The sequence below is a fragment of the Caballeronia sp. LZ033 genome, from assembly GCF_031451265.1.
Taxonomy (GTDB): Bacteria; Pseudomonadota; Gammaproteobacteria; order Burkholderiales; family Burkholderiaceae; genus Caballeronia.
In genome coordinates this window covers 1,121,257-1,137,220 of the sequence record NZ_JARUXQ010000002.1, presented here as the reverse complement: position 1 = coordinate 1,137,220, position 15,964 = coordinate 1,121,257, and the positions used below count along the sequence as shown (strand labels likewise).

At 60.6% G+C, this 15,964-nt stretch carries 17 protein-coding genes and 1 pseudogene; 16 read left to right on the top strand and 2 right to left on the bottom strand.

The window, feature by feature from the left end; translation table 11 throughout:
• Window positions 1-23 precede the first annotated feature (23 nt).
• Genes QCE62_RS20925 through QCE62_RS20885 form a run of 9 tightly spaced genes read left to right on the top strand, consistent with a single transcriptional unit; the run spans window position 24 to window position 8,929 of the window.
• Window positions 24-1,385: an amidase gene (locus QCE62_RS20925; RefSeq protein ID WP_309922675.1), complete on the top strand. Its 1,362-nt coding sequence runs from the start codon at window positions 24-26 to the stop codon at window positions 1,383-1,385.
• 19 nt (window positions 1,386-1,404) lie between these two features.
• Window positions 1,405-2,286 (top strand): polysaccharide deacetylase, encoded by an 882-nt coding sequence (locus QCE62_RS20920; protein ID WP_309815111.1) that lies wholly within the window; start codon window positions 1,405-1,407, stop codon window positions 2,284-2,286.
• A 26-nt stretch (window positions 2,287-2,312) separates the two neighbouring features.
• Window positions 2,313-3,686 (top strand): MFS transporter, encoded by a 1,374-nt coding sequence (locus QCE62_RS20915; RefSeq protein WP_309922672.1) that lies wholly within the window; start codon window positions 2,313-2,315, stop codon window positions 3,684-3,686.
• Window positions 3,687-3,699: 13 nt separating this feature from the next.
• Window positions 3,700-4,455, top strand: a complete 756-nt coding sequence (locus QCE62_RS20910) for an SDR family NAD(P)-dependent oxidoreductase (RefSeq protein ID WP_309922670.1) — start codon at window positions 3,700-3,702, stop codon at window positions 4,453-4,455.
• A 24-nt stretch (window positions 4,456-4,479) separates the two neighbouring features.
• Complete coding sequence (locus QCE62_RS20905) at window positions 4,480-5,238, top strand: SDR family NAD(P)-dependent oxidoreductase (RefSeq protein WP_309922915.1); 759 nt, start codon at window positions 4,480-4,482, stop codon at window positions 5,236-5,238.
• A gap of 18 nt (window positions 5,239-5,256) precedes the next feature.
• Window positions 5,257-5,559 carry a hypothetical protein gene (locus tag QCE62_RS20900; RefSeq protein ID WP_409017889.1) on the top strand — a complete coding sequence of 101 codons (303 nt, stop codon included), beginning with the start codon at window positions 5,257-5,259 and terminating at the stop codon, window positions 5,557-5,559.
• Window positions 5,556-6,611 (top strand): GTP-binding protein, encoded by a 1,056-nt coding sequence (locus QCE62_RS20895; protein ID WP_309922666.1) that lies wholly within the window; start codon window positions 5,556-5,558, stop codon window positions 6,609-6,611. Before QCE62_RS20900 ends, QCE62_RS20895 begins: the two co-directional genes overlap by 4 nt.
• A 32-nt stretch (window positions 6,612-6,643) precedes the next feature.
• The gene (locus QCE62_RS20890) at window positions 6,644-7,831 is read left to right on the top strand and encodes an extracellular solute-binding protein (protein ID WP_309922913.1); all 1,188 of its coding nucleotides are present in this window, start codon (window positions 6,644-6,646) and stop codon (window positions 7,829-7,831) included.
• A 33-nt stretch (window positions 7,832-7,864) separates the two neighbouring features.
• Entirely contained in the window at window positions 7,865-8,929 is a 1,065-nt protein-coding gene (locus QCE62_RS20885) for a GntR family transcriptional regulator (RefSeq protein WP_309922664.1), read from the top strand.
• 258 nt (window positions 8,930-9,187) lie between these two features.
• On the opposite strand, the gene QCE62_RS20880 is transcribed toward QCE62_RS20885, so the two are convergent.
• The gene (locus QCE62_RS20880; protein ID WP_309922662.1) at window positions 9,188-10,093 is read right to left on the bottom strand and encodes a LysR family transcriptional regulator; all 906 of its coding nucleotides are present in this window, start codon (window positions 10,091-10,093) and stop codon (window positions 9,188-9,190) included.
• Between the two features lie 117 nt (window positions 10,094-10,210).
• Here QCE62_RS20880 and QCE62_RS20875 point away from each other — a divergent pair, with 117 nt between their 5' ends.
• From QCE62_RS20875 to QCE62_RS20855, 6 genes and pseudogenes are all read left to right on the top strand, one after another.
• Window positions 10,211-10,801: a flavodoxin family protein gene (locus QCE62_RS20875; RefSeq protein WP_309922659.1), complete on the top strand. Its 591-nt coding sequence runs from the start codon at window positions 10,211-10,213 to the stop codon at window positions 10,799-10,801.
• Between the two features lie 74 nt (window positions 10,802-10,875).
• Entirely contained in the window at window positions 10,876-11,931 is a 1,056-nt protein-coding gene (locus QCE62_RS20870; RefSeq protein WP_309922657.1) for an aldo/keto reductase, read from the top strand.
• Between the two features lie 94 nt (window positions 11,932-12,025).
• Entirely contained in the window at window positions 12,026-12,316 is a 291-nt protein-coding gene (locus tag QCE62_RS20865) for a DUF1330 domain-containing protein (RefSeq protein WP_309922654.1), read from the top strand.
• Window positions 12,317-12,877: 561 nt separating this feature from the next.
• Complete coding sequence (locus QCE62_RS20860) at window positions 12,878-13,036, top strand: hypothetical protein (RefSeq protein WP_309922651.1); 159 nt, start codon at window positions 12,878-12,880, stop codon at window positions 13,034-13,036.
• A gap of 66 nt (window positions 13,037-13,102) precedes the next feature.
• Window positions 13,103-13,450 (top strand): annotated as a pseudogene (locus QCE62_RS35300) (group II intron reverse transcriptase/maturase); the annotation flags it as partial.
• Window positions 13,451-13,583: 133 nt separating this feature from the next.
• On the top strand, window positions 13,584-14,069 hold the full coding sequence (locus QCE62_RS20855; protein WP_309922648.1) for a group II intron maturase-specific domain-containing protein: 486 nt from the start codon (window positions 13,584-13,586) through the stop codon (window positions 14,067-14,069).
• A gap of 57 nt (window positions 14,070-14,126) precedes the next feature.
• Here the strand turns inward: QCE62_RS20855 and QCE62_RS20850 are convergent, their stop codons facing one another.
• Window positions 14,127-14,999 (bottom strand): helix-turn-helix transcriptional regulator, encoded by an 873-nt coding sequence (locus tag QCE62_RS20850; RefSeq protein WP_309922644.1) that lies wholly within the window; start codon window positions 14,997-14,999, stop codon window positions 14,127-14,129.
• Between the two features lie 135 nt (window positions 15,000-15,134).
• Here QCE62_RS20850 and QCE62_RS20845 point away from each other — a divergent pair, with 135 nt between their 5' ends.
• Window positions 15,135-15,833 (top strand): class I SAM-dependent methyltransferase, encoded by a 699-nt coding sequence (locus QCE62_RS20845; RefSeq protein ID WP_309922640.1) that lies wholly within the window; start codon window positions 15,135-15,137, stop codon window positions 15,831-15,833.
• Window positions 15,834-15,964: the final 131 nt, after the last annotated feature.

The window sequence follows — 15,964 nt, the reverse complement described above, 5'->3', positions numbered from 1 at the left end:
TCATTCGTTCAAGGTGACTTTGCTTGAGTTCAACGATCATCCAGGGCGTCAGCGCCCGCGCGCTTGCCGAGGCCTATGCCGAGGGCAGCGCCGATCCCGTCGAGGTCGCGCAACAGGCGCTGTCGGCCGCGCGCGGGGCCAATAGCGCATTCATCTCCTTCGATGAAACCCGCACGCTCGACGAAGCGCGCGCCTCAGCGCAGCGCTGGCGCGACAAGCGTCCGGCCAGCGCGCTCGATGGCGTGCCGGTCGCGTGGAAGGATCTCTTCGATATCAGCGGCAGCGTCACGACGGCCGCTTCCGCGCTGTATCGCGACCGCGCGCCCGCCACGGCCGACGCGCCGCTCGTCGCGGCCAGCGTGCGGGCGGGACTGGTCGGCATCGGCAAGACCAATCTCAGCGAGTTCGCGTATTCCGGGCTCGGCCTGAATCCGCATTACGGCACGCCATTCAATCCGGCCTACGAGGGCGCGCATCGCGTGCCGGGCGGATCGTCGTCGGGCAGCGCGATTGCGGTCGCGATGGGCGTCGTGCCGATCGCCATCGGCACCGATACGGCCGGCTCCATTCGTGTGCCGGCGGCGCTGAACGGCATCGTCGGATATCGGGCGAGCCGGGCGCGCTATCCGCAGGCAGGCGTGACCGGCCTGTCGCGCTCAGCCGACACGCTCGGGCCGCTCGCGCGCACCGTCGCAGACTGCGCAGCGTTCGATGCCGCCGTGCGCGGGCAACCCGCCATCGCAACGCCGGCGGATGTGCGCGGACAACGCTTCATCGTGCCGTCGGGATGGCAGACGCGTTTCGCGGTGACGGACAGCGTCGCGAACAACTTCATGCGCTTCGTTGCGATGCTCGTGCGGGCCGGCGCCTACATCGACGAAATCCCGCTCGCGGCATTCGACGAAACCTGCGAACTGCTGAAGACACGCGGCTGGTTCGGTTCGCTCGAAGCGTTCGAGCTTTATCGACCGGTGCTCGATTCCGCCGATGCCGAGCGTATCGATCAACGCGTGCGTACGCGCCTCGAACTGAGCCGCGACGTGCCGCCTTCACGTCTTGCCGAACTGCTCGATGCACGCGCGCCGTTGATCGCGCGCCTGCGCGAAGAACTCGCAGACGCGACCATGCTGCTGCCGACCGTGCCGCACGTCGCGCCTGAAGTCGCGCCGCTGGAACGCGATCCCGACCTGTTCGCGGAGGTCAATCTCGCGACGCTCTCGATGACGATGCCCGGCAGTTATCTCGACACGCCCGCGTTCGCGATGCCGACAGGCGTCGACGAACAGGGACTTTCCACCAGCGTGCAGTTGATGCGCGCGCAAAACGACGACGACGCGCTGATCGGCGTTGCACTGGCCGTCGAGCAGACGGTCGCACTGAACTGAATTGCTCAAGGAGAACGGTATGGCCAAGGAAATACTCGTTGCATTCGGCATCGACGTGGATGCGGTGGCCGGATGGCTCGGCTCGTATGGCGGAGAAGATTCGCCCGACGACATCTCGCGCGGCTTGTTCGCGGGCGAGGTCGGCTCGATGCGGCTTTTGAAGCTGTTCGAGCGCGAGAAGATCAGAACGACCTGGTTCATCCCCGGGCACTCGATTGAAACCTTCCCGGAGCAGATGAAGGCGGTTGCGGATGCGGGACATGAGATCGGCATTCATGGCTACAGCCATGAGAATCCGATTGCGATGACGCCCGAGCAAGAAGAGGCGGTGCTCGACCGCAGCATCGAACTGGTGACGCAACTGAGCGGCAAGCGGCCGACCGGTTACGTGGCGCCGTGGTGGGAGTTCAGCAACGTCACGAACGAACTGCTCGTGAAGAAAGGCATCAAGTACGACCACAGCCTGATGCACAACGACTATCACCCGTACTACGTGCGCGTCGGCGACTCGTGGACGAAGATCGATTACAGCAAGCATCCGGACACGTGGATGAAGCCGTTGCAACGCGGTCACGAAACGGATCTCGTCGAGATTCCGGCCAACTGGTATCTCGACGACCTGCCGCCGATGATGTTCATCAAGAAGGCGCCGAACAGCCATGGCTTCGTGAACCCGCGGCATCTGGAAGAGATGTGGCGCGACCAGTTCGACTGGGTGTATCGCGAGCATGACTATGCGGTGTTCCCGGTGACGATTCATCCGGACGTGTCGGGCCGTGCGCAGGTGCTGCTGATGCTCGAACGATTGATCGCGCATTTCCGCAAGCATGAAGGCGTGCGCTTCTGCACGTGCGACGAGATTGCCGACGACTTCCTGCGGCGCAGCCCACGCAAGTCCTGACCCTCACCGACCCAAGGCCCCGACCCATGAACTCCTCTCCCTTGCGCGAAGGCGCGACGATGGACGGCCAAGCGCCGTCCGCTTCATCCGGATTCAAACTCGAGACGATCCTGCCGGCCGACGTGAAGCGCGCGACCATCGTCGCGTTCTTCGCGTGGGTGTTCGCCGTGTATGACTTCATCCTGTTCGGGACGCTGTTGCCGGAGATCGGCAAGCACTACAACTGGGATGCTGCCGCGCAGGCGGAGATTGCCACGCTCGTGGCGATCGGTACGGCGGTAATTGCGTTTGCGATCGGGCCGTTACTCGATCGCCTGGGCCGCAAGGCGGGCCTGCTGTGGACCGTGGCGGGCGCCGCGGTCTGCTCGGGACTCACGGTGGTGGGCGGCGCGATGGGACAGGTTCCGCTCGTGCTGATCCGCTCGCTTTCCGGCTTGGGTTATGCGGAGGAAACGGTCAACGCAACCTATCTCAACGAACTGTATTCGGCCGCCAACGATCCGAAACTCAACGCCCGCAAGGGCTTCATCTATAGCCTCGTGCAGGGCGGCTGGCCGATTGGCGCGCTGATCGCATCGGGGCTGACGGCGCTGCTGCTGCCGCGCATCGGCTGGCAAGGCTGCTTCGTGTTTGCGACGTTTCCGGCCATCGTCATTTTCTTCATGACGCGACGGCTGAAGGAAAGCCCGCAGTTCCTGCTGCACAAGCGCATCAAGCAATTGCGCGAAGCAGGGCAGGACAGCGAGGCGCGCGGACTGGCAAGCGCCCATGCGGTGGATTACGAAGAACATAGCCGCGCGGGACTTGCGGAAGCGTTTCGCGGTAGTGCACTACGCGCGACGCTCGTGCTCGGCGGCGGCATCCTGCTGAACTGGTCGGCGATCCAGGTCTTCAGCGTGCTCGGCACGACGGTGCTCACGCGCGTGCATGGCGTGTCGTTCGAGAACTCGTTGCTGATTCTCGTGCTGTCGAATGTTATTGGTTATTGCGGTTATCTGAGCCATGGCTTTATCGGCGACAAGATTGGCCGGCGCAATACGCTGGCGATCGGCTGGATGCTCGGCGGACTGGCGTTCGCGGGCATGTTGTTCGGGCCGAGCAGCTCGGCGGTGGTCGTCGCGTTGTATAGCCTCGGGCTGTTCTTCCTGATCGGACCGTATTCGGCGGCGCTGTTCTTTATCGGCGAAAGCTATCCGACTGCGATTCGCGGCACGGGCAGCTCGATTGTTCATGCGATGGGTCCGATCGGCGCAATTCTCGCGGGCGTCGGCGTCACGTCGATGCTCAATCATGGCGGCGACTGGCTGCATGCGGCGCTGTGGTTCGGCGCGGTGCCGTGCTTCCTGTCCGGCGTGCTCATTCTGTTCGCGCGGCATGTCGATCCCGCCGACGTCAAATAACCTGGAGGTCTTCGTGAAAGTTGCATTGGTGACAGGCGCGGCAAGCGGTATTGGGCAAGCGCTGGCGGTGGCGTATGCGGAACAGGGCGTGGCGGTGGTGGGCGGATACTTTCCGGGTGATCCGCACGATCCGCAGGCCACCGCGCATGCCGTGGAAGCGGCGGGCGGGCAATGCCTGATGCATGCGGTGGACGTGACCTCGGCGGATGAAGTCGAGGCCTTTGCGCAGGCGGCGATGGCGCGCTTTGGGCGCATCGATTACGCGGTGGCGAATGCGGGCTTGCTGAGGGCATCGCCGTTGACGGACATGAGCGACGACCAGTGGCATCAGATGCTCGATGTCGACTTGTCCGGCGTCATGCGCACCTTTCGTGCGGCGGCGCGCCACATGACGGACGGCGGCGCGATGGTGGCGATTTCATCGATTGCGGGTGGCGTGTACGGCTGGGAAGATCACACGCATTACTCGGCGGCAAAGGCAGGCGTGCCGGGCTTGTGCCGGGCGGTAGCGATGGAACTCGCGCCGCGCAATATCCGCTGCAATGCGGTGATACCGGGGTTGATCGAAACGCCGCAATCGCTCGATGCCGTCAATTCGCTCGGACCCGATGGCTTGCGCGAGGCGGCGAAGGGCATTCCGCTGAAGCGTGTGGGCGCGCCGCGCGAGATAGCAACCTTGATCCGCTTTCTCACGAGCGATGACGCTTCGTACATCACGGGCCAGTCGATCATCGCGGACGGCGGCTTGACTGTGCGCTGGCCGGGCTGAACACAACGTGGAGGCATGAATCATATGGGATCGACCTTTTCACTCGATGGCCGTCGCGCGGTGGTGACGGGCGCGGCGAGCGGCATCGGCGCGGCGATTGCGAAAGCGTATGCGGAAGCGGGCGCGCGTCTCGTGCTGGCGGACCTCAACGCGGCGCGTCTCGCCGCGCAAGCCGATTTATGCCGTGCGCAGGGCGTGCGTGTCGAGACCATTGCCGCCGATGTGGGCGACGAAGCGGGCGCGCATGGCATTGTGGACCGGTGCATCGAAGCGTTCGGCGGCATCGATATTCTCGTCAACAACGCGGGCATGTTGACGCAGGCGCGTTGCGTCGATCTCAGCGCGTCGATGTGGGACGAGATGATGCGCGTGGATCTGCGCAGCGTGTTTTTGTGCTCACGACGCGCGTTGCCCGCGATGACAGCGCAGCGTTGGGGGCGCATCATCAACGTAGCGTCGCAACTGGGCATCAAGGGCGGTGCGGAACTGACGCACTATGCGGCGGCGAAGGCGGGTGTGATTGGTTTCACCAAGTCGCTCGCGCTGGAGGCGGCGCCGGACAATGTGCTGGTGAACGCGATTGCGCCTGGGCCGATCGAGACGCCGCTCGTCGATGGCATCTCTTCGGCGTGGAAGGAGATGAAGTCGAAGGAGCTGCCGTTGCGGCGCTTTGGACGCGCGGAGGAAGTGGCGCCTACTGCGGTGCTGCTGGCGTCGGATCCGGGCGGCAATCTGTTTGTCGGGCAGACGCTGGGTCCGAATTCCGGCGATGTCATGCCCTGATGCAAGGAGTGGATGGCTATGTGCGGCATGTGCGGGTTGCTCGGCGGCGGGCGGCATTGGTCGAACACGGTGGCGGCGGGCGAAGGCGCGAACGCGCGGCGGCAACGCTATGTGCAGGTGGCGCATGCGAACCGCGTGCTCGAAGGGTATCGGCTGAGGCTCGCGGATTTTCATGGACAGTCGTTCGTGCTGTCATCGCCGACGGGTGCGCAGCTTATCGTCGAGGACTTCATGCAGATATGGAAGGCCGCTGAAACGATGCTTGGCAAACCGCTCGATCCGCTCGCCATGTTCGCCGATGACGACGAGGCGCGATCATGAGTCTCGCCTACGATGTCATTCCGGTCACGATCGTGACGGGCTTTCTCGGCAGCGGCAAGTCGACGTTGCTGGCCGATGTGCTCAAGGGCGATGCGGCGCGCGACACGGCCGTGCTCGTCAATGAGTTCGGTGAAGTCGGGCTGGATCATTTGCTGATGGGCGAAGTCGAAGCGCAGACGGTGCTGCTCGACAACGGCTGCATTTGCTGTGCGATTCGCGGTGAACTGAAGGATGCGCTGGCGACGCTCTTCTCGCGACGCGCGCGCGGCGAGGTTCCGCCGTTCTCGCGTGTCGTGCTGGAGACGACTGGACTCGCGACGCCCGCGCCCATCGTCGCGACCTTGCTGGGCGACCGGATCGTGTCGAGTCATTATTCGATTGGCGCGATTGTCACTGTGGTCGATGCGCTCAATGCGGAGCAGCAACAGGCGCGTCATCCGGAATGGCTTGCGCAGGTTGCGGCGGCGGATCGGTTGTTGATCAGCAAAGCGGATCTTGCTGGGGATGCTGCTGTCGATGCGCTCGAAGGCATGCTGGCACGATTGAATCCGGCAGCGCGGACCATGCGCCGCACGCAGCGTGACGATGCTTCGCTGGTGCTCGATGTCGCTGCCAATGTGCATGACTTCGCGGATTTGGTGCGCCGCTCAGGTTTGCGCGATGTGCAAGCTATTGACGATGCACGGCCGCTTGCGAGTTTGAATGCGCATCGCGGCAAGTTATCGGGTATCGAATCGTTTTGCATCGACTTCGATGAGCCACTCGACTGGCCCGTTTTCACGCTCTGGTTCACGATGCTGCTGAACCGTCACGGTGATAACATCCTGCGAGTCAAAGGCCTGCTTGCGCTCGAGGGCGCACAGCAGCCGGTTGTCGTGCATGCGGTGCATCATCTCGTGCATCCGGTCCTGCATCTCGATGCCTGGCCGGACGGCGTGAAGCATTCGCGTCTCGTGTTCATCGCGGAACATCTCGATGGCGATGCCGTCCGCGATTCGTACCGGCGTTTCAGCCGGCATCTTCATCCACACACAGCAGAAACCGTCGATTGAACACTGCTCGTTCGAGTCCTTCAGCACCCGCGGTGCATCCCTCCAAGGTCGAGTTACGCGTCCTGGGCACGAGCGTCACGCTTCAGGAACATATCCGCAAGCGGGCGGAACAGGATCTTGGCATCAAGCTGCGCTTTGTCGTGCAGGACGGCGGCAGCGTGCAGCGCGATGGCGTCATGCATCCGGATCGCTACGAACTGTACGACCAGTGGTTTCATAGCATCGATTGTTTGTGGCCGACGCATGCGCTTCAGCCTGTGGAGCTTTCACGCATTCGCCGCTGGGATGAAGTCAATGCGTTGCCGCGGACGGGTCGGCTTGCGAAGACGAAGGCTCAACCAGCAGGTGGCGCGGGCTGTGTGCCTGCTGACCGGCTGTTCGTGCAGGCGGATGGCACGCTCGCGCGCAAGCCGAGCGAGCGCATCAGCATGCTGCCGCTCACGCATAACGCGGATAGCTTCGTGTATCTGCCCGATTCGATGCCTGCTTCGCTCATCGATGGCGAAGAAAGTTGGGCCTGGCTTCTTGCGCCTGAACTCGCGGGGCGCGTGGCGTTGCAGGCGGATGCGGCTATCGGCGCTATCGATGCGGCGCTTGCTGTCGAGGCCAGCGGGCTGATGCGGTTTCGGGATATCGGCAACCTGGAGATCGAGGAGATCGACGGACTCATCGGGACGTTGATCGAGTTCAAGCGGCGCGGGCACTTTGCAGGGTTCTGGTCGAGCTTTGCTGAAGCGGCGCAGTTGATGATCGCCAACAAGGTCGTGATTCAGAGTATCTGGTCGCCGGCTACTGTGGAGCTTGAGCGGGCGGGGTTGAACTTTCGGTTGGCTCGGCCGCGTGAGGGGTATCGGGCCTGGTTTGGCGGCATCGGGATTTCGCGGCTGGCGCATGGAAGGGTGCTCGATGCGGCTTACGAGTACCTGAACTGGTGGCTCGAAGGTTGGGCCGGTGCGACGATGGCGCGGCAGGGGTTTTATATCTCTAATCCCGAGCGGTCACGCGCGCAGATGAGCGACGCGGAATGGGCCTACTGGTACGATGGTGCGCGCGCTTCCGCCGAATTGCCAGGTCCTACCAGCAAGCATCTCGTGCCAGTCGGGCAAGTGCGCGATGGCGGCGGGTATGTCGCGCGCATGAGCCGGATCGCGGTTTGGGATTCGGTGATGGATGAGCATAACTACCTCGTGCGCCGATGGACCGAGTTCATGAGGTCCTGATGGCGCAAGTGCTTCTATGCAGTTGCTTTCACGATGACAAGACGCGCAAGCGCTTCCTCGCATAAGGTTGTTGCGTCGATTGACGCGACGCAAATTGCCGATACGCAGATCGAGGCGGATAGCCGGCTGCGATATCGCGTGATTCATGACCGGCTTAAGTCGGCTATCGCTGTTGGGGCTATCAAGCCCGGGCTCGTGTTGCTTGAAGGGCCTGTGGCAAGGTTGTTTGGGACTAGTCGGGTGCCGGTGAGGAAGGCGTTTGAGATGCTGCATGCCGGGGGCTTGCTGCATACGTTTGAAGGGCGAGGGTATCTCGTTGCTCAGGCCGATGGAGGAGTGCCGGAGCCTTTGCGCGTGCCTTTGTCGGAAGAGACGCTTGGGTTTGATCGCAGGCCGGAGCCGCTTTCGATTCCCTCAACCAGTGAGCGGATCCTTGATTCGCTCGAGGCCGCGATTTCGCTGGCTATTGTTTTTGGTCACTTCAGGATCGATGAGAGTGAAGCGGCTGAGGGGTTTGGGGTTAGTCGGGGGACGGTTCGGGAGGCGTTAAATCGGCTGCGGGATCGGGGGTTGGTCGAGAAGTCCGCTTACTCGCATTGGCTTTGTGGGCCGCTTACGGCTAGAGCCGTGGCGCAGGATTATGAACTGCGAGGGTTGTTGGAGCCGGCTGCGTTGGTGGCTAGTGGGCCTTTGTTGGGGGCTTTGGTGCTTAAAGAGGCTCTGGCGGATGTTGAGAGAGCTATCGCCGATCCGGATTCGGTTGATGCGGGGGAGTTGCATCGGCTCGAGACCACGCTTCATGACACGTTTCTAAGCCGAGCGCCTAATGGGAAGTTGCTTGCCGCTATTGGGCATGCGCATATGCCGCTTATCGTTAATCACGCGTTTTATGATGCTTTTCAGCTGCATCCGGATAGGGGGACGTTGGTGGAGCATCAAGTTGTGATCGAACGCTTGATCCGTCGCGAGTATCGAAAAGCCGCCGACGCGCTCGCCGAACATCTCCATAACGGGCAGGTTCGGACCAGGCAAAGGCTTAAGGTGCTTGCCGTGTTGCCGGATCCGGAATTGCCGGGGTATTTGCAGAGGGTGGCGTGAGGCGCTTTACTGCTTCGGGCGGTGGTAATGGCCGGAATTCGGCCTTTGCGGACGTTCGCCGGTCACGGGCGGGACGGCTGTTCAACTCTCAGCACCGGCCGTTGATACCACGGTCATCTCGAACGGTGGTTCGCCTCCCGACCAACGGGCAAAAGCGGCCAGTTTGGGGCACTCATCGATGATCAGCTGCTGACGCTCCAATGGCCGTTGTGTTCCAAATAACCGACAACCGCGTTCCCGCCGGTTTATGTAGCTTGCCTAGTCAAAATAGGGCTCTAAAACCCCTTCAATCCAGTTCATAAAAGCGCGTACACGCTGGGACAGGTTACGGCGATGCGCCACGACGAGTGACGCGGCGAGAGGCTCGGGACGTAGGTCTGGCAAGATTTCCATGAGCGCGCCACTTTCGATGTGATGCGCGAGCGCTGAATATCCCGCCTGGATCAGTCCGATACCTGCAAGCCCAGCTGCATGATAGGTCTGGACGCTGTTGACCTGCATCGAGGCGGGAAGCGGAAGCGACGCGTAGCCATCGCCGGATGGGTATTCCCAACCGGCATGCCTTGCACCGAGGGTTCGCGTGTAGCTGACCATCCGGTGCCTCTGGCTGCGCAGATCATCGAGTGTGCGCGGCATGCCGTACCGTTCCAGATATTTTGGACTCGCCGCATTTGTCATGCGCAACTTACCCAACGACCTTGCAATCAGCGTCTCATCCACAATGGGTCCCAGACGAAGCACGCAATCGAACCCTTCCTGAACCAGATCGACCCGCCGGTCGGTGCTGGAAAGTTCGAGTTCCAACTGCGGATGCGCCATCAACAGATCGGGGAGTGCGGGAATCACGACGCTTCGTGCCAATTCGGTAGGCATGTCGACGCGCAAGCGACCTCGGAGCGATGCTGCTTGACCGGAAAACATGGATTGCAACTCCTGTGCGTCGGCCAGCAAGTCTCGTGCGCGCAAATAAAAGGCGCGTCCGTCCTCAGTCAATTGAACGCTTCTCGTCGTCCGGTGCAGCAGAGCAACCCCCATCTCGCGTTCGAGGTCACGAACGACGATCGAGACCCGTCCTTTCTGAATTCCCAGACTGTCCGCCGCGCGCGTGAAGCTCGCCATCTCGGCCACACGGGCAAAAACCAGAAGCGCATGGAGGTCTTGCATTGTTATTTCAATGGATAACAGAGCGTCTAATTTACCATCATTTATCACCGAATTTGGTGTCAGTAGACTTGCTCTCCACGTCGCCCACATCGGGCAACCTCGAGAAAGGGAGCTTTTATGAGTCGACACACCTCTCAAGTCAGCGCGGTTGTGATCTACCACTCTGGCTATGGGCATACCGCCCGTATGGCAAGCGCTATCGCCGAAGGCGCCGGTGCGGCACCGATCGCGATCGACGCCGACGGAAACATTGGGGAGGACGCGTGGGCAAAACTTGCTACCGCAGATGCCATCCTTTTCGGCTCGCCGACCTATATGGGCGGCCCGAGCTGGCAGTTCAAGAAGTTCGCCGACGCATCTTCCAAACCCTGGTTCGACGGGGCTTGGCAAAACAAAGTCTTTGGTGGCTTTACGAATAGCGCGAGTCTGAATGGCGACAAGCTCAACACGCTCGAATATTTCTTCCTGCTTGCAGGGCAGCACGGAGGCATCTGGGTCGGCATGGATATCAAGCCCGCAAATGTGAAAGCCTCGACGCGTGACGACCTGAACCGCATGGGCTCATACATCGCACCGATGGCGCAGACCCCGGCTGACGCGTCACCTCAAGAAATGTCGCCAGGAGACCTCGAAACCGCTCGCCGCTATGGCGCGCGCGTGGTAATGATCGCCGGTCACCTGAGGCTTGGAAAATCTCAGATCATCTGAGATACGCGAGTGGGGAGCGCGACGGATTACAGCGCGCCGAATTTTGCATGAAGCTTGTCCCTTAAGGAACGACCTTGAAATATAAGCAGCTTGGCCGGACCGGCCTATATGTATCCGAACTGTGCCTCGGCACGATGACAATGGGCGGCAATGCCGACGCGGGCATGTGGGCGTCGATCGGCGCGCTTGGGCAGAATGAAGGGAACCGGTTGATCGCCCACGCGCTTGCTGCTGGCGTTAACTTTATTGACACCGCCGATATCTATTCTTTTGGCCAATCCGAACGCGTCGTCGGGCACGCGCTGAGAGAGCTTGGAGTGCCGCGCAGCGAGATCGTGCTGGCTACCAAGACAGCCGGAGTGATGGGCCCGAAACCCAATGACCAGGGGGCATCGCGCGGTCACATCATGGACTCCGTGCAGAAGAGCCTGGAACGGCTACAGGTAGACCACATTGACCTTTACCAAATTCACGCTAGCGATCCGGTCACGCCGGTCGAGGAGACGCTGCGTGCTCTCGACGACCTGACGCGGCAGGGACTGGTCCGTTATGTCGGCGTCTCGAACTGGCGAGCCGGCAAGATTGGTAAAGCGCTTGGGATGAGTGCAGCGCTTCACGCCACGCGCTTCGAGACGCTCCAGGCCTACTATTCGATCGCCGGACGCGACGTAGAACGCGAACTGGTGCCACTCATAGTCGAAGAGCAGATGGGACTGCTCGTCTGGTCGCCGCTCGCCGGCGGATTGCTTTCCGGAAAGTTCGGGCCCGGCGCACCCGCCGACCATGATTCGCGGCGCAGCACGTTTGATTTCCCGCCCGTGGATCTTGATCGGGCGTGGCAGTGTGTTTCGGTGATGCGCGCCATCGCCGATGCACGCTGTGTCTCGGTCGCACAAATCGCGCTGGCCTGGTTGCTCGCCAAGCCGCATGTCACGAGCGTCATTATTGGTGCCAGACGGGTCGAACAACTCGAAGACAATCTCAGCGCGGTCGATATCGTCCTATCCGATCACGAACTCGCGCGTCTTGACGCCGTGGGTGCCCTGCCGCCCCACTATCCGGGTTGGATGATCGAGCATCAGGACGCGAGCAGGCTTCCTCGACCTTTCATGGCGGCCGCAACGAAGTAGAACCCGCTACCGCTTACCAACATCTCCGGTGAAGGCATTTCAGCGCCCCGACCCGGACGTGATTTAAATCTGCCAACTACCAATGGAGATATAGATGCCAAAAGGTTATTTAATTGCGCACGTTAGAATTTCGGATGCACATGCGTATGCTGCTTATGCTAAAGCTGCCGGCGATGCAATGAAAGGCTTCAGCCCAAAGGTCATTGCGTCTTCGGGACTTTATGAAAACCTCGAAGGCGAGGCCCACGATCGGCACGTGATCTTCGAGTTTGACTCGTTCGAAGAGGCCAAGCGTTTCTACCACAGCCCCGGATACCAGGCGGCCAGGGCGCTTAGGGCTGCGGCAGCGACGGGAACCTTTGTCATACTCGAAGGGACTTCATGACTCTCCCTGCATTTTTGGACGCAATTACCGGGCTTTAAAACAAGCTCGGCAATACCTTTCGCGCGCGCAGTTTCGACGCAGGGCGTTGCGTTCGTTTAAGGCTGGCGACTTTGGACTATTTCCGAACGGTCGCCGTCTGACGTGTCTGGCGAGTGACGGCTGCAACCTGGAAGTCGCCGTTGCAGCAGAAGAGCATCGAAGGACAGTTAGGGGTGTGCGCCTTGAAAAGGTGGCGCTTTCCAGCGGGTGAAAGCCCGCCCGGCAAATGCTATAGCCGGAAGCAACCGGAGCAGCTATGGAGGCAACAAAGTGGCTGAAGCCTTCGGTGATGCGTGTCACAAATTCGTGGCAGCGCGAGTGTGCAGGCCGTAACGCGAGTGAGCGCCGAGCAAACCTCGAAAAGGTCGATGCGCAGGCCGACCCGACAACCCTATCGGGGAAGGCTGATACGGCTGGGTGAATGAGCAGGCTGGACGCCCAGTCGCTGCGCCGGGGCAGTGGCGACAGCATGTACACAAGGAAAGCGTACGCAACACGGGAAGTCCCTCGGCGTGGTCAGGGATGGGCATCTCGACCTTATGGGATTGGGTGTGCATGACAGCAGCGATGCTGGTGCTCGAACCGATCTTCGAAGCGGACCTTCCACAAGAGCAATACGCTTATCGCGCGGGGCGAAACGCCCAGCATGCGGTGATCGAGGTGGAAGAACGACTGCATTGAGGGCAGACGGACGTCGTTGACGCCGACCTTGCGGACTACTTCGGAAGTATTCCACACGCTGAACTGATGCTGTCGCTAGCGCGACGCATTGTCGATCGGCGCGTGCTGCATCTGATCATGATGTGGCTGGAATGCCCCGTTGAAGAAACCGACGATCAGGCCGGACGTACGACGGAGGCCAAAGACGGCAGACCTGGCATGCCGCAAGGCTCACCATCTCACCACTGCTGGCGAATATTTATATGCGCCGGTTTGTGCTGGCATGGAAGGAAGCTCGGACTTCAGCGCAGTCTTGGAAGTCTAATCGTGACCTACGCGGATGATCTGGTGATCCTGTGCAAGACGGGTAAGGCTGAGGAAGCCTTGCTGCGTCTGCGCGAGATCATGGGGAAGCTGAAGTTGACGGTCAACGAGGAGAAGACACGAATCTGCAAGGTGCCGGATGGCGAATTCGCCTTCCTAGGCTACACGTTTGAGCGATTTTACTCTGCGACGACAGGACAGGCCCGTATGGGCATGCGTCCGTCGAAGAGGGAGCATCCGGCGCATGGTCGAAAAGATTCATGCGATGACCGCCCTCAAGACGGTGTGGCAAGAGACCACGGAGCTGGTGGGCAGGTTGAACCGCACGCTGCGCGGCTGGGCGAACTACTTCAAGGTAGGCTCGGACAGACGCGCGTATTGGGCGCTCGACAGCTACACCGCTACGCGGTTGCGTCGGTGGTTACGAAACAAATACAAGGTTCGACGTCGCAGGGGCGGGACTTATCCTTCCCAGCACCTCTTCGGGCACTTCGGTCTCGTGCGTCGACTGGTCCATGGTTGTGAACCTGCCGTGTGTGAAGGCGTGATGTCCTGTCCGAGAGCCGGATCCGGGAGATCTGCATGTCCGGTTCGACGAGCGGGATGTGGAAACAGAGTTAGGGCGAGGTTATTCGGGCACCGCCGAACGAAAGAGGCGGCAAGAGACAAACCGAACTTACTTCTACCGCGCCACATTTCGACTCTACCGACTTCGGCAGTTCGATACTGACCGCGTCCGGCCACTATCTGACAATCGACATCGATCACTTTGATCGTCAACAATCCGTCACGCGCGCTCGGCCATGTATCGCGCGGGAGGCGCGCCCAGCTTCTTACGAAACATCGAGACGAAACTACTTGCGCTTTCATACCCGAGGTCGTCAGCGACCTGCTGTACCAACGCACCGGAACCCAGCCATTGGACGGCTAGCATCAGATGAAGCTGCTGTCGCCAGTTGCCGAAACTCATGCCTGTCTGATTGTTCAGTGCGCGTGCCAGCGTGCGTTCACTCATACCGACTCGCCGTGCCCACGTCCCCATCGTGCTCCGGTCAGCAGGGTTACTTTTCATCATGTCGACCATTCTTCGCAATCGCGTGTCGGTCGGCATCGGCAGATGAAGATTGCCCAGCGGCGCTATGGCGATTTCATCTAGAAGCAAGGTAACAAGATGAGACTCGATGCCGCCGCTCTCATACATCGATGGCAGGCTGGCAGAACGAATCAGCAGTTCGCGCAAAAGGGGGGTCGCGGTGAGCGCGCAGCATGTCGTCGGCAGCGCCGACGCAATACAAGGTTCGATGAAGGCGACATAACACTCAAGCGTGCCGGAGGCAATAAACTTATGAACGACGCCGCCCGGCACCCAGATCGCGCTTTGCGGCGGCACGATCCACAAGCCGCCATCGACTTCGCAAGTCAGCACGCCTTGCATGGCGAGCATGAGTTCAGCTTTGCGATGCTGATGAAAGCCCATCTCCTTCCGGTCTCGAAGGAGGGCGGCCGCTTTCTTATCTATCGATTTCATGTCGAAACCGACCGTGCCGAAGGTCACCACTGGACGAGGAACATCATCGGGGTCCAGCCATTCGGCTGGGTCTGACATCTGGCTGAGGACAGGCATGAGCAGGGGCGCAAACTCGCTTGGCAGGAATTCCACATATTTTGACCATACTTCCTGATGTTGCCGAGCGCAAGGTTCGTTAGCATTGCCTGAACGCTGACGACACGTGCGTAAGAGGGGCGTTTCGTCATCGTGCCTGACACTCCAAACCTTTTCCGATGGGACCAATCCATGAATTCTCTCAGTACCACGCGCGTCGCCCAGACCTTGCAGCAGATGTTTGTAGAGGCGGAACAAGCAGATCGCGCGTTGATGGCGCAATTTCAAGACGTCGAGAACTCCGAGCAAATGCTGGCAGACGTGATCGCCGCGCATTTCGCCGAAGAGCAAAGGGATTTGCGTGGCTTTTACCATGGCTATGCCGACAACTATCTGAACGTGACCCAGGAATATGGGAAGTTTCTGTATCAATGCGCACGCGCTAGCAAGGCAACCCGGATCGTCGAATTCGGGACGTCGATGGGCATATCCACCGTCTACTTGGCGGCAGCGCTGCGCGACAACGGCGGCGGTCATCTGATCGGCACCGAACTGGAACCCAGCAAAGCAGCACGCGCGCGCGCCAGCCTGGAAGCTTCGGGCCTAGCGGACATGGTCGACATCCGAGTGGGCGATGCGCGTCAAACTCTCGCTGACATTCATGAGGAAGTCGACCTGGTATTGCTGGACGGCGCGTTCAGCCTCTACCTGCCGGTGCTGAAGTTGCTCGAATCATGTCTGAGAGCCGGCGCGCTGATTCTGGCGGAAAACGCGTTCGATCAGGACAATCCTTATCTGGACTACGTGCGCAATCCTGCAAACGGTTATCTGTCGCAGTCCATCCCGATAAGCCCGGGCCGGGGAAACGAATTCACCGTTGCTACCAAATGAATCAATGTGCTTTCAGCAGTTGCGGTCAATGAGATATATTTTTCATCGCCTGAAAAGTCGGTTTGAACGAGTTGAACGTTCGCTTTAATGGATTGCGCTTGGATTGCGCGGCGCGGTTAATGTTGGCCGGA

Bases quoted from the DNA above. Each gene is read 5' to 3' on its own strand.
- QCE62_RS20900 (WP_409017889.1), top strand. From the start codon at position 5,257: ATGTGCGGCATGTGCGGGTTGCTCGGCGGCGGGCGGCATTGGTCGAAC.
- QCE62_RS20860 (WP_309922651.1), top strand. From the start codon at position 12,878: ATGGGCATCTCGACCTTATGGGATTGGGTGTGCATGACAGCAGCGATG.
- QCE62_RS20865 (WP_309922654.1), top strand. From the start codon at position 12,026: ATGCCAAAAGGTTATTTAATTGCGCACGTTAGAATTTCGGATGCACAT.
- QCE62_RS20885 (WP_309922664.1), top strand. From the start codon at position 7,865: ATGACAAGACGCGCAAGCGCTTCCTCGCATAAGGTTGTTGCGTCGATT.
- QCE62_RS20875 (WP_309922659.1), top strand. From the start codon at position 10,211: ATGAGTCGACACACCTCTCAAGTCAGCGCGGTTGTGATCTACCACTCT.
- QCE62_RS20855 (WP_309922648.1), top strand. From the start codon at position 13,584: ATGGTCGAAAAGATTCATGCGATGACCGCCCTCAAGACGGTGTGGCAA.
- QCE62_RS20895 (WP_309922666.1), top strand. From the start codon at position 5,556: ATGAGTCTCGCCTACGATGTCATTCCGGTCACGATCGTGACGGGCTTT.
- QCE62_RS20920 (WP_309815111.1), top strand. From the start codon at position 1,405: ATGGCCAAGGAAATACTCGTTGCATTCGGCATCGACGTGGATGCGGTG.
- QCE62_RS20845 (WP_309922640.1), top strand. From the start codon at position 15,135: ATGAATTCTCTCAGTACCACGCGCGTCGCCCAGACCTTGCAGCAGATG.
- QCE62_RS20905 (WP_309922915.1), top strand. From the start codon at position 4,480: ATGGGATCGACCTTTTCACTCGATGGCCGTCGCGCGGTGGTGACGGGC.
- QCE62_RS20880 (WP_309922662.1), bottom strand. From the start codon at position 10,093: ATGCAAGACCTCCATGCGCTTCTGGTTTTTGCCCGTGTGGCCGAGATG.
- QCE62_RS20915 (WP_309922672.1), top strand. From the start codon at position 2,313: ATGAACTCCTCTCCCTTGCGCGAAGGCGCGACGATGGACGGCCAAGCG.